The 12,990-nt window shown below is 48.2% G+C and carries 11 protein-coding genes; 9 read left to right on the top strand and 2 right to left on the bottom strand.

Going from position 1 to position 12,990, the window contains the following annotated elements; genetic code table 11:
* Positions 1-3: 3 nt before the first annotated feature.
* The 6 genes from BMY63_RS02925 to BMY63_RS02950 all read left to right on the top strand — a co-directional run bounded on the left by BMY63_RS02925 (position 4) and on the right by BMY63_RS02950 (position 7,272).
* The gene (locus tag BMY63_RS02925) at positions 4-1,782 is read left to right on the top strand and encodes a glutamine--tRNA ligase/YqeY domain fusion protein (protein ID WP_091914960.1); all 1,779 of its coding nucleotides are present in this window, start codon (positions 4-6) and stop codon (positions 1,780-1,782) included.
* Positions 1,783-3,210, top strand: coding sequence for a tetratricopeptide repeat protein (locus BMY63_RS02930; RefSeq protein ID WP_091899665.1), 1,428 nt, complete (start codon positions 1,783-1,785; stop codon positions 3,208-3,210).
* The gene (locus BMY63_RS02935; RefSeq protein ID WP_091914618.1) at positions 3,207-3,845 is read left to right on the top strand and encodes a DedA family protein; all 639 of its coding nucleotides are present in this window, start codon (positions 3,207-3,209) and stop codon (positions 3,843-3,845) included. Before BMY63_RS02930 ends, BMY63_RS02935 begins: the two co-directional genes overlap by 4 nt.
* 80 nt (positions 3,846-3,925) lie before the next feature.
* Positions 3,926-4,993, top strand: coding sequence for a mannose-1-phosphate guanylyltransferase (locus BMY63_RS02940; RefSeq protein ID WP_091899667.1), 1,068 nt, complete (start codon positions 3,926-3,928; stop codon positions 4,991-4,993).
* A gap of 9 nt (positions 4,994-5,002) precedes the next feature.
* Complete coding sequence (gmd, locus tag BMY63_RS02945) at positions 5,003-6,088, top strand: GDP-mannose 4,6-dehydratase (protein ID WP_091914620.1); 1,086 nt, start codon at positions 5,003-5,005, stop codon at positions 6,086-6,088.
* Positions 6,085-7,272 (top strand): GDP-L-fucose synthase family protein, encoded by a 1,188-nt coding sequence (locus BMY63_RS02950; protein WP_091914622.1) that lies wholly within the window; start codon positions 6,085-6,087, stop codon positions 7,270-7,272. Before gmd ends, BMY63_RS02950 begins: the two co-directional genes overlap by 4 nt.
* A 105-nt stretch (positions 7,273-7,377) precedes the next feature.
* On the opposite strand, the gene xylA is transcribed toward BMY63_RS02950, so the two are convergent.
* Together xylA and BMY63_RS02960 are read right to left on the bottom strand one after the other, a co-directional pair.
* A complete protein-coding gene (xylA, locus tag BMY63_RS02955) occupies positions 7,378-8,700 on the bottom strand; it encodes a xylose isomerase (RefSeq protein ID WP_091899670.1) in 1,323 nt (440 codons plus the stop codon).
* Between the two features lie 32 nt (positions 8,701-8,732).
* Positions 8,733-10,226 carry a xylulokinase gene (locus BMY63_RS02960; protein ID WP_091899671.1) on the bottom strand — a complete coding sequence of 498 codons (1,494 nt, stop codon included), beginning with the start codon at positions 10,224-10,226 and terminating at the stop codon, positions 8,733-8,735.
* 194 nt (positions 10,227-10,420) lie between these two features.
* On the opposite strand from BMY63_RS02960, the gene BMY63_RS02965 reads away from it, so the two are divergent.
* The 3 genes from BMY63_RS02965 to BMY63_RS02975 are packed head-to-tail and all read left to right on the top strand — an operon-like array spanning position 10,421 to position 12,988.
* Positions 10,421-10,786 carry a response regulator transcription factor gene (locus BMY63_RS02965; RefSeq protein WP_036912994.1) on the top strand — a complete coding sequence of 122 codons (366 nt, stop codon included), beginning with the start codon at positions 10,421-10,423 and terminating at the stop codon, positions 10,784-10,786.
* Between the two features lie 16 nt (positions 10,787-10,802).
* The gene (locus BMY63_RS02970; RefSeq protein WP_091899672.1) at positions 10,803-12,011 is read left to right on the top strand and encodes a sugar transferase; all 1,209 of its coding nucleotides are present in this window, start codon (positions 10,803-10,805) and stop codon (positions 12,009-12,011) included.
* A gap of 23 nt (positions 12,012-12,034) precedes the next feature.
* A complete protein-coding gene (locus tag BMY63_RS02975; protein WP_091899673.1) occupies positions 12,035-12,988 on the top strand; it encodes a TolC family protein in 954 nt (317 codons plus the stop codon).
* The last annotated feature ends 2 nt before the right edge of the window (positions 12,989-12,990 follow it).

The raw sequence follows: 12,990 nt of genomic DNA on the forward strand, positions 1-12,990 counted from the left end.
AACATGAACATACGATCAGTAGCCGAAGGAAAAAATGGCGACACAGAGGAGAAAAAGAGCCTCAGTTTTGTGGAGCAGATGGTGAAAGACGATCTGGCAGAAGGCAAGAATGGCGGAAGACTACAAACGCGATTCCCACCAGAGCCTAACGGATACCTGCACATCGGTCATGCCAAGGCTATTGCCATTGACTTCGGACTCGCCAAGAAATATGGCGGTATTTGCAACCTCCGCTTCGACGACACCAACCCTATCAAAGAAGATACAGAGTATATCGAGAGTATCAAGCACGATATCGAGTGGTTGGGATTCAAGTGGGCAAATATCTACTATGCCAGCGACTACTTCCAGGAGTTGTGGGACTTTGCCGTCTGGCTCATCAAACAGGGCAGAGCATATGTCGACGAGCAAAGTTCTGAGGTCATCGCCCAGCAAAAAGGAACGACGACCAGTCCTGGCACCAACAGTCCCTATCGCGATCGCCCTGTTGAGGAGAACCTGAGACTCTTCGAGTATATGAACAGTGGCAAGTGCGAACCTGGAACACTCGTACTGCGTGCCAAGATCGACATGGCCCATCCTAACATGCTGTTCCGCGACCCGCTGATCTATCGTGTTCTGAACATCCCCCACATCAAGACAGGAAACAAGTGGAATGCTTATCCGATGTACGATTTCACGCATGGACAGAGCGACTACCTTGAAGGGGTTACTCACTCATGGTGCACTTTGGAGTTTGTGGAGCACCGTCCCCTCTACGACCTGTTTGTCACGTGGATGAAGGAATACAAAGGTGAGACAGAGAATATTGAGGATAACCGTCCTCGTCAGACGGAGTTCAACAAGCTGAACCTCAGCTATACACTGATGTCGAAACGTAACCTCCTGGCACTTGTCAACGAAGGACTTGTTGACGGATGGGACGATCCTCGTATGCCGACCATCTGCGGATTCCGCCGTCGTGGCTATAGTCCTGAGAGTATCATCAAGTTCATCGATAAGATCGGATACACCACATACGATGCTCTGAATGAGATGGCTCTCCTGGAGAGTGCTGTCCGCGACGATTTGAACAGTCGGGCCATCCGTGTCAGCGCCGTGCTCGACCCTGTAAAGGTGGTTATCACTAACTATCCAGAAGGACAAGTTGAGCAGCTGACTGCTGTTAACAACCCAGAAAACGAGGCCGATGGCACACACACTGTTGAGTTTAGTCGTGAGATATGGATCGAACGTGACGACTTCATGAAAGAAGCAGAGAAGAAGTTCATGCGTCTGGCTCCTGGTAAGGAGGTTCGTCTGAAGAACGCCTATATCATCAAATGCGACGAAGAGCATCCCTGCGATGAAGACGAGAATGGCCGTATCACCACCATCTACTGCACCTTTGACCCAGAATCGCGTAGCGGACTGCCTGGTTCCAACCGCAAGATCAAGGGTAAGACCCTCCACTGGGTTAGCTGTCAGCATGCTGTTAAGGCAGAGGTGAGACTTTATGAGCGTCTATGGAAAGTTGAGAATCCTCGCGATGAGTTGGCTCGTATCCGTGAAGAGCAGAATTGCGATGCCGTGACAGCCATGAAGCAGATGATCAATCCCGACTCTCTGTCCGTCATAAAGAACTGTTACATAGAGCCCTATGCCGCCGCCATGAAGCCGTTGACATATCTGCAGTTCCAGCGCATTGGATATTTCACGCCAGATACAGACTCCACCCCTGATAAGCCTGTCTTCAACAAGACTGTCGGACTTAAAGACACATGGGCGAAGATCAATAAGTAAATGACAGACGACACAGCATATTTTGAGAGCAAGGAGTTCAAGGATATCCTGAGAAAATACGAAGAATCTGTCGAGTCAGGACATGCTATTTATATGGATGCCGACGACCTGGCAGACATTGCAGACTATTATCAATACCATAATCGTCAGGAAGAGGCCTGTCAGGCTGTAAACCTGGCATTGGAATTCAATCCTGACGCTGTTGGTCCCTTGCTTTTCAAAGGTCGCGAAGCCCTATTCAAAAATGACTTCGACACTGCAAAGACCTATGCTGAACGTATCCTGGCTGCCGATTATCTGGAAGGTTTGTACTTTCAAGGAGAGATGATGATTTGCGAAGGTCACATAGAAGAGGCCGACGAATTCTTTAGGGAGCACCAAAAAGATGTGATGGCCGATGAGCATACAGACTATGCCTATGACGTGGCCAACATCTTCTCCGATTACGATGCATTCGAAAAGGCCTTTGAGTGGATTATGCGCACGAAGGGAGACGGTTCTGATGACTTCAAGGAACTGTTGGCCCATACTCTTTTCGGACTCGGGAAATATAAGGATAGCGAACGTATCTTTAATGAGCTGATTGACCATAACCCCTACTCATCCCGTTATTGGAATGCACTGGCAAATGCGCAATACATGAGTGAGGACTATGGTGCAGCCATCACGAGTAGCGAATATGCTATCGCTATCAATCCTGATGATACGGAAGGGCTGCTCTCCAAGGCAAACAGTTTATACAACTTAGAGAACTACGATATCGCTTTATCGTTTTACAGGAAGTATAGCGACAAGGTCCCTCACGACGAGGCCGGCTATCTGCACCAAGGTATGTGTCTGATCAATCTCGGAAGATACGAAGAGGCCATACAGGCTTTGCTCGAAGGAGAAAAAGCAGCAGGAGACGCTTCTCCCTACCTCTCGGAGATCTATCAGGAACAGGCGTTTGCCCATTGTGAGCTCCACAAGACAGAGGCTGCACTCTATTACATTGATAAGGCCCAGAGCATGCCATGCGATCATGTCAACCTTGAAGTTGCCAGAGGTCATATCCTCTTAGCCGACGAGAGACTGGAAGAGGCAGAAAGAGCTTTCAGAAAGGCACTTCAGCTTTCAAGCAACTCTGAGAGAACCATGCTTCGCATCATTGTATCCTTATTCGATAATGGTTACCTTCACTCATCTTACCATCTGTTTAAAATCTTCCTACAGCATGTCAGTGACGATTGGAATGAGGGATATTCCTACATGGCCATCTGTTGTCTGGAGATGAAAAAGACTGACGAATTCCTTTCGTTCATTAAGATTGCAGCAGAAAAGAACCCTAAAGAGGCGAAACTTGTACTCTCCCCGTATTTCCCACAAGGAATGGCTCCTGAGGAGTATTATGAGTATATGTTGAACAAAATCAAGCAAAACGAAGTATGAACTTCATAACAAATATATTAAACAGTCTCGGCTGGTATCCTACGGTATTCTTTCTTATGCTCTTGGAAAGTACTGTCGTACCTGTACCTTCCGAGTTTGTCGTCACGCCTGCAGCCTACCACGCAGCCAGTGGCTCACTGAATGTTTTCCTAGTCATTCTCTTTGCGACCTTAGGAGCCGATATCGGAGCAAGCATCAATTATTTTGTAGCCTTATATGTGGGGCGCCCCGTCGTTTATCGTTTTGCCAACAGCAAATGGGGAAAGATGTGCCTACTGAACCAAGAGAAGGTCGAACGTAGCGAGAAATATTTTGACGATCACGGTATTGCAGCAACGCTTACAGGCCGTTTTGTGCCTGTTATTCGCCACCTGATATCTATTCCTGCCGGACTCGCTCGTATGAACTATGGGAAGTTTATTCTATTCACGACCATTGGAGCAGGAGGCTGGCATAGTGTGCTTGCTGCATTAGGTTGGTATCTGCATGCCATTGTTCCAGAGGATCAGTTGAACGACAAGATCAGTGAATATGCCGAATACATTAAGATTGTCATATTAGCCCTGATCGTTGCAGCAATCGTATACTTCTCGTTCAAGGCATGGGTTAAGAAAAAGCAGGAAAAGCAGGCATAATACGTTGTTTTTTGTTCGTTTCTTCTTTATTTTCATTCTTTTTATCTATATTTGCATATTATTATCAGCAATAATATCATATGGCGAGAACAAACAATCATCTGGTGATCATGGCAGGCGGTGTAGGAAGCCGTTTCTGGCCTATGAGTACGTCAGAGAATCCGAAGCAATTTATTGATGTCCTCGGGATTGGGAAGACATTGCTTCAGTTGACGGTTGAGCGCTTTGGCAATCTGGTCAAGCCAGAGAACATCTGGGTTGTCACAAACCAGAAATACGCATCAATCGTCAGAGAGCAGCTTCCAGAGATGCCAGAGGGTAATATTCTGTGTGAACCCTGTCGCCGAAATACGGCACCATGTATAGCCTACGTCAGTTGGAAGATTAAGTCGCAGGACCCTAAAGCCAATATTGTTGTTACACCCAGCGATCATATCGTCACAGATAAGACGGAGTTCCAGCGCGTTATCAAAGAATGCATGGTGTTCACCAGCGAGACAGATGCCATCGTTACCTTAGGCATGAAGCCCAACCGTCCAGAGACTGGATATGGCTATATTCAGGCAGACCTCAGCACGAGTTCTCTACGCAACAAGGAGGTCTTCAGAGTAGACTCCTTCCGTGAGAAGCCCAATCTCCAGACAGCTCAGGAATACATCAAGAAGAATAACTATTTTTGGAACGCAGGAATCTTCATCTGGAATGTCAACACCATTGTTAATGCATTCCGAGTATACCAGCCGTCGATGGCGAAAATCTTCGAGTCTATGCTCCCAGTCTATGGCACGGAAAAGGAACAGGAAGAGATCAACCATCTTTTCCCAGAATGCGAGAACATCTCTGTCGACTATGCCATCATGGAAAAGGCCGAAGAGATCTTCGTCTGTCCTGCCGACTTCGGATGGAGCGACCTTGGCACATGGGGATCACTGCACGAGCAGAGTAAAAAGGACCTCTATGGAAACGCATGTATCGGCCCGCAGATTGATATCGTTGAGAGCCACAACTGCATTATTCACACCACACAAGAGAAGAAGGTCGTCATCCAAGGTCTCGACGGCTATATCGTGGCGGAGAATGACAACACACTCTTGATCTGCAAGCTCTCCGAGGAACAGCGTATCAAACAATTTTCAGGAAACGAATAATTAGATTTTATGGATAAAAAAGTTGCTCTTATTACAGGTATCACAGGACAAGACGGTTCATACCTGGCAGAATTTCTCATCGAAAAAGGTTATGAGGTACACGGTCTTCTGCGCCGCTCGTCCTCTTTTAACACAGGACGTATTGAGCACCTCTACCTCGATGAGTGGGTACGCGACATGAAGAAGAAGCGTCTTGTAAACCTTCATTGGGCAGACATGACTGATTCTTCATCGCTCATCCGTATCATTGGCGAAACGAAACCCTCTGAGATATATAACCTGGCAGCACAGAGTCACGTCAAGGTCTCCTTCGACGTCCCTGAGTACACTGCCGACACTGATGCTGTTGGTGTGCTCCGTCTGCTTGAGGCTGTCCGTATCTGTGGACTTGAAAAGACATGCCGCATCTATCAGGCCTCCACATCTGAACTTTATGGAAAAGTTCAGGAGGTGCCCCAACGCGAGACGACGCCGTTCTACCCCCGCTCCCCCTATGCTGTGGCCAAGCTCTACGGTTTTTGGATTATGAAAAACTATCGTGAGTCATACGGCATGTATTGCTGTAATGGTATTCTTTTCAATCATGAGAGTGAGCGTCGTGGCGAGACCTTTGTAACGAGGAAGATCACCCTGGCTGCCGCACGTATTGCCCAGGGGTATCAAGATAAGCTGTATCTTGGCAACCTGAACTCGCTCCGCGACTGGGGATATGCCAAGGACTACATCGAGTGTATGTGGCTCATCCTCCAGCAGCCAGAGCCTGACGATTTCGTCATTGCCACTGGCGCCTACCACACCGTCCGCGAGTTTGCAACCCTCGCTTTCAAGGAAGTAGGCATCGAACTGGAATGGAAGGGTGAAGGCGTCGACGAGAAAGGATACGACAAAGCTACTGGTAAGGCTTTAGTAGAGGTCGACCCCAAGTATTTCCGTCCTGCAGAGGTTGACCAGTTACTTGGCGATCCGACAAAGGCTAAAGAGAAGTTAGGCTGGAATCCACAGAAGACATCCTTCCACGACCTGGTGAAGATTATGGTACAGCACGACATGAAGTTTGTCAAGAAGTTGTTTATCAAAGCACAGGTAGCAGAATGAGTCTGGATAAGAATAGCAAGATATATGTAGCGGGACACCACGGCCTTGTGGGTTCCGCTATTTGGAATAATCTCCTGCAGCGTGGCTACACCAATCTTGTTGGCCGCAGTCATCAGGAGTTGGACCTGACAGACCAGTTGGCTGTCAGGAAGTTCTTCGATGAGGAGCGTCCTGATGCTGTGGTGCTAGCCGCTGCCTTTGTTGGTGGCATCATGGCCAACTCGCTCTATCGCGCCGACTTCATCATGCAGAACATGAAGATGCAGTGTCATGTCATCTCCGAATCGTATGCCCATGGTGTCAAAAAATTACTCTTCCTTGGTTCAACCTGCATCTATCCGAAGAATGCGCCACAACCCATGAAGGAAGACTGTCTGCTGACATCACCACTGGAGTACACCAACGAGGAATACGCTATCGCGAAGATTGCTGGCCTGAAGATGTGCGAGAGCTACAACCTGCAATATGGCACTAACTATATCGCTGTGATGCCAACCAACCTCTATGGTCCCAACGACAATTTCCATCTGGAGAACAGTCATGTCATGCCAGCCATGATGCGCAAGGTATATCTGGCCAAGCTCATCCATGATGGTGATTGGGAAAAGATTGCGGTCGACCTCGACAAACGTCCTGTTGAAGGTGTCACAGGCAAGGCCACCCACGACGAGATTCTTGAGATTCTTGCCAAATATGGTATTTTCGACAATAAGGTTGTGCTCTGGGGAACAGGCACCCCATTGCGCGAGTTCCTTTGGAGTGAGGACATGGCAGACGCCAGTGTGCATGTGCTTCTGAATGTGAACTTCTCAGATATCATCGGCATCGAGAAATATAGTAGTGTTCATTATGGTGCATCCACCAATGGTGCCGTCGATCGCAACCATTCAGCAGGCCGTGGCGGAGCGATTCCATCTCTGGGCGAGATCCGCAATTGTCATATCAACGTAGGCACTGGCAAGGAGTTGACCATCCGCCAACTCTCAGAATTGGTGGTTGAGGCCGTTGGCTTTGAGGGAACAGTCGAGTTTGACACATCCAAGCCCGATGGCACCATGCGCAAGCTCATCGACGTCTCAAAACTCCACTCCCTGGGTTGGACACATCAGGTCGAGATCGAAGACGGCGTACGTAGACTCTTCGAATGGTATCAGCAGAGTCTGAACCAAAACCGCCGAAATTGATAACCAAAACCGCCGGATTTGGTTGGCAAAACCGCCGGATTTGGTCAAAAAGAAATGCCTCCTACCAATCGTAGGAGGCATTCTTTTTATAGAGAGTACCGATACTTACTTGGTGTAGAGAGCTACGATGGTCTCGTACTTCTCCTGCTTACCAGAAGTCTGCTTGGGCTCCTCAACCTTCTTACCGTACTCGTAAGCCTGCTCGAGAGTCAGCTTGCCATCCTCGAAGTCCTTACCAATACCGTTGTCGAATGAAGCATAACGCTCCTTCTTCATCTTCGGCAGCTCGCTCTCCTCCAGGATAGCAGCAGCATTCATCAGGGCGCGTGCCATAGCATCCATACCGCTGATGTGAGCGATGAAGAGATCCTCGAGGTCGGTAGAGTTACGACGGATCTTAGCGTCGAAGTTGGTACCGCCATTGCCCAGACCACCATTGCGGATGATCTCCAGCATAGCCTGTGTCAGCTCGAAGTTGTCGATGGGGAACTGGTCAGTATCCCAACCGTTCTGAGCATCACCACGGTTAGCGTCGATAGAACCGAGCATACCGTTGTCGACAGCGCAAGCCAGCTCGTGCTCGAAGGTGTGACCTGCCAGAGTAGCGTGGTTTACCTCGATGTTCACCTTGAAGTCCTTGTCCAGACCATGAGCACGGAGGAAACCGCATACGGTCTCAGTGTCAACATCGTACTGGTGCTTTGAAGGCTCCATGGGCTTCGGCTCAATCAGGAACGTACCCTTGAAGCCCTTAGCGCGAGCGTAGTCGCGAGCCATGGTCAGCATGGTTGCCATGTGCTCCTTCTCACGCTTCTGGTCAGTGTTCAGAAGGCTCATATAACCCTCACGACCGCCCCAGAATACATAGTTGGTACCACCCAACTTGATGGTAGCATCGATAGCGTTCTTGATCTGAACGATGGCGCGAGCCACAACGTCGAAATCAGGGTTGGTAGAAGCACCATTTGCATAGCGCTTGTTGCCAAATACGTTAGCTGTACCCCAGAGGAGCTTGATGTTGGGATATTCCTTCATCTTCACCAGAGCGTAGTCTGTGATCTCCTTCATGCGACGCTCGTACTCAGCGATCGTCTCACCCTCTTCAACGAGGTCAACATCGTGGAAGCAGAAGTACTCGATACCCAGCTTGTCCATGATCTCAAAACCAGCGTCCATCTTATCCTTTGCGCGCTGAACGGCGTCAGCAGCCTTATCCCACTCATAAGAACGAGTCTGACCACCAAACTGGTCAGCAGAAGCGCCACCCAGTGTATGCCACCAAGCCATAGCGAACTTCAGCCAGTCCTTCATCTTCTTTCCCATCACGACCTTCTCAGGCTCGTAATAGTGGAAAGCCATTACATTCTTACTGTCCTTTCCCTCGAAAGGAATTTTACCGGTAAACGGAAAATACTCTTTTGCCATAATTGTTTTTGTTTTTGAAGTTTTAAACTATATTATTACTCTTTGATTCTTTTCAAAGTCTCCTTCCAGGCCGCATATGCGTTCTGATAGTCTTGACGATGCTTCTCGTCTGGCTCGATAACCTGCAGTTTGTCCAGAGTAGCGAAGGCCTCATCACTATTCTTGTAGATGCCAGCGCCTATACCTGCACCCTTGGCAGCACCCACCGAGCCGTCAGTATCGTACAACTCGATTGTTGCGCCACTTACGCCAGCCAGCGTGTCGCGGAAGAGCGGACTGAGGAACATATTGGCCTTACCTGCATGGATCTTCTTGATGTCCATACCCATCTGCTGCATGATCTCCATGCCATAGCAGAATGAGAAGACGATACCCTCCTGGGCTGCACGCACCAGATGAGCCTTATTATGTTTATTGAAGTTCAGGCCGTTAATCGAGCAGCCTGTCTCCTTGTTCTCAAGCACACGCTCAGCACCGTTTCCAAAAGGAATAATGGTGACGCCCTCACTGCCGATGGGCACTGAGGCTGCCAAGTCATTCATCTCAGCGTAGCCGATCTCAGGCGTGATATTACGATGTGTCCATGCATTCAGGATACCTGTTCCGTTGATACAGAGCAGCACACCCAGACGGGTCTGCTCGGCCGTATGGTTCACATGAGCAAAGGTGTTCACACGACTCAGCTTGTCGTAGTTCACGTCGCCCAGCACACCATATACGACACCTGACGTACCTGCTGTAGCAGCGATTTCACCAGGATTCAGCACATTCAGCGAGAGGGCGTTATTGGGCTGGTCACCACCACGATAGGTAATAGGTGTGCCTGCCTTCAGACCCAACTCAGCAGCAGCCTCGGCACTGACAACGCTCTGTTCGGCAAACGTAGGAACGATATCTGCGATCAGAGAACTATCGAAGCCATAGTACTTCATCAGGAAGTCGGCCACCTGATTGTTCTTGAAATCCCAGAACATGCCCTCACTCAGTCCACTGACAGTTGTGTTAGCAACACCACTCAGACGCATGGCGATATAATCACCAGGCAGCATAATCTTATATATCTGGCTATAGAGCTCTGGCTCGTTCTCCTTGACCCAAGCCAACTTGGCGGCTGTGAAGTTGCCAGGAGAGTTCAGCAGGTGTCCCAGACACTGGTCTGCACCCAGATCCTTGAAGGCTTTCTCGCCATAAGGCACAGCTCTGGAGTCGCACCAGATAATGGAAGGACGCAAGGTGTTCAGATTCTTGTCCACACAGACAAGACCATGCATCTGGTAAGAAATACCGATAGCTTTAATCTCATCAGCAGTAACACCTGATTCTGCCATGATCTTCTGAAGGCTCAACTTCGCATTTTCCCACCACATCTGGGGATCCTGCTCAGCCCATCCTGCCTTAACGGCCAGGATCGGCGCCTCCTTCTCAGGATAGAAAGCCGTTGCCACACACTTGCCGCTATCGGCATTAACAAGAGATGCCTTCACTGAAGAGCTACCGACATCAAAACCCAATAGATATCTATTTGCCATAACTATTTTATTACAATTCGATTATATATCTATCTTATAATACGGATTAACTGCAAATTTCCCCATTTTTTTTCAATCACACAATCTTTTTTCAAAAAAAAATGATTTTTTTACCATATTTTGTGTTGAATTAAAATATTTTTTTTACCTTTGCCTGCAGAATAACGTAACCGAAGGATAAATATTATTCATATATGAAGAAGAAAATACTAATACTTGACGACAAAGAGACCATTGCCAAGGTCCTCTCAATCTACCTGATGAGCGACTACGACGTACAGTGGTTGCCTGACGGATTGCAAGGAGTCAAATGGCTCCAAGCAGGAAACACGCCCGACCTAATTATTTCAGATATACGTATGCCCGGTATGCGAGGCGACGACTTTCTTGAGTGGATTAAGCAGAACGAGTTGTTTCAGCATATTCCAGTCATCATGCTTTCCAGTGAGGACTCTACCAGTGAGCGCATCCGTCTGCTAGAGATTGGAGCCGAAGACTATATCGTGAAGCCGTTTAACCCGATGGAATTGAAGATACGCGTAAAGAAGATTATCCCTTGACGGGAGTGTTTAGATTATGATAGGTGTTGTATATCTTGGTAGCAATCCAGAAACCGAGGAGCGCCTGAAATACATTCCCGGTCGATTGGTACAATACACAAAGAACTACAAGGACGCAGCCGCTGTCTGCGCCCCGCATGTTCGCAATGAGCATTTCATCATGTTCTATGAACAGAATGTTCAGACAGAAGATATCACCGCCATCACCTACATTAAGAAAAGATGTAAGAACGTATACATCATCCTGCTGACACATCAGTTGACGATCGATGACAGGAAGATGTACCAGAAATGTGGAATCAACGACACGATCGACGTCGGTGCCTCCATCACCGAGTTGAATAAGAAGATACAGTTTATTGCAGACCGTGAAGGGATGCTGTTCGACGATGCTCCTTCTAAGCATCGTATTCTTCGTTTTAAGATACCCCTTTGGAAACGCTTGTTCGATATCGTTTTCTCTGCCTTAGGTATCATCATCCTATCCCCTATTTTCATTCTGACAGCCATTGCCATCAGACTGGAGAGCAAGGGTCCTATCGTCTTCAAGTCCAAGCGTGTGGGTACCAACTACACGATCTTTGATTTCCTGAAGTTCCGTTCAATGTACGCAGATGCCGAGCAACGTCTGAAGGAAGTCACGAAAGAGTCGGGCAACCAATATGCAGAGAGGGAAGATGACAAAGACCCGAAGAGCGTCATCACAGCTCCTTTAGGTGAGGAGGCTGAGGAGATGATGATGAATCTCGGCATGGAGTCCGACATGATGATCAGCGACGACGAGGTCATGTTGGTTGGCGACGACTACGTGGTGGCCGAGTCCGACTTCAACAAAGAGAAAGAGGTAGAGAACAATAATGCATTCGTGAAGATCGAGAACGACCCACGCATCACGAAAGTGGGCCGCTTCATCCGCAAATACAGCATCGACGAGTTGCCGCAGCTCTTTAACATCCTGCGAGGCGACATGTCTATCGTTGGTAACCGTCCGCTTCCACTCTACGAGGCGGAGAAACTCACTGTCGACTCCAGCATCGACAGGTTCATGGCACCAGCCGGACTGACAGGTCTCTGGCAGGTGGAGGAACGCGGCAAGGGCGGCATGATGTCGGCAGAAGAGCGCAAGCAGCTCGACATCATCTATGGCCAGACCTACAATTTCGCTCTGGATATGAAAATCATATTCCGCACTTTGACGGCTTTTATACAGAAAGATAATGTATAGACAATATAGATAGTTTTCTAACGATGAACAAGTTAAGACGACTGTTATTAATTATAACAACAACAAGCATCGGTTCCACTGCTTTCGCTCAGTTTGACGAGAGCGGTATTGCGGCAGGATTCTTCGACTCGAGTAAGGAGAAGGATATCAACTATTCTGAGTTCCACCTACCGCCATTGTCCATATTATTTGAGAATGCGAAGTCTACTCCGCAGATCATGACGCTGGAGAAAGCAAGGCAGATCGCTCAGGCAGAGGTCGCCAAGCAGAAGCGTCACATCTTCTCGTATCTGACTGGTCATGCAAGCTATAGCTATGGTATGGCCGACATGTGGGGAAACAACTCTTCCTCGTACAATCAGATGATCTATCAGTATCAGGGAACAGAACAAAGCTATTGGAACGTTGGTGTTCATCTGGCCATCCCTGTAGAGGACATCCTCGACCTGACAGCAGCTGTCAAGCGTAAGAAGCTGGAGGTCGATCAGGCGATTATCGCCAAAGATATTGCATACGATCAATTAAAATTACAGATCGCATCGTTGTTCGTCAAGATTACGAATAACCTCGTGTCCCTGAAGACCCTCGGTGAGGCTGCTGCCGCCTATCAAGGTGCTGGCGCATTGAACAGAGAGGACTTTGAGAACGGTAATCTGGATATCCAGTCGTACGCACATACAAAATTGTATGAGAGTGGTCAGGTCACAAGCTATCAGGCCTTGCAGACGGAGATCACGACGGATATTATTACCTTGGAAATTCTAACACACACGCCTATTATCACGAACTCGACAACAGAGATCACGCTCGACAGAACCATTCAGAAGTCGGAGAAGGAGATTGCCAAGGAAAACAAGGCAGTAGAGAAGCGTATCAAGAAATCTGTTGAAGAGAGCGAGAAGAAGATGAAGGCTCTTGAGAAAGCAGAGCTGAAGGCTGAACGGGCTGCTGCGAAAGCGGCTAAAAAACAAATGTAGAA

It is taken from the genome of Prevotella aff. ruminicola Tc2-24, from assembly GCF_900110895.1.
Classification (GTDB): domain Bacteria; phylum Bacteroidota; class Bacteroidia; order Bacteroidales; family Bacteroidaceae; genus Prevotella.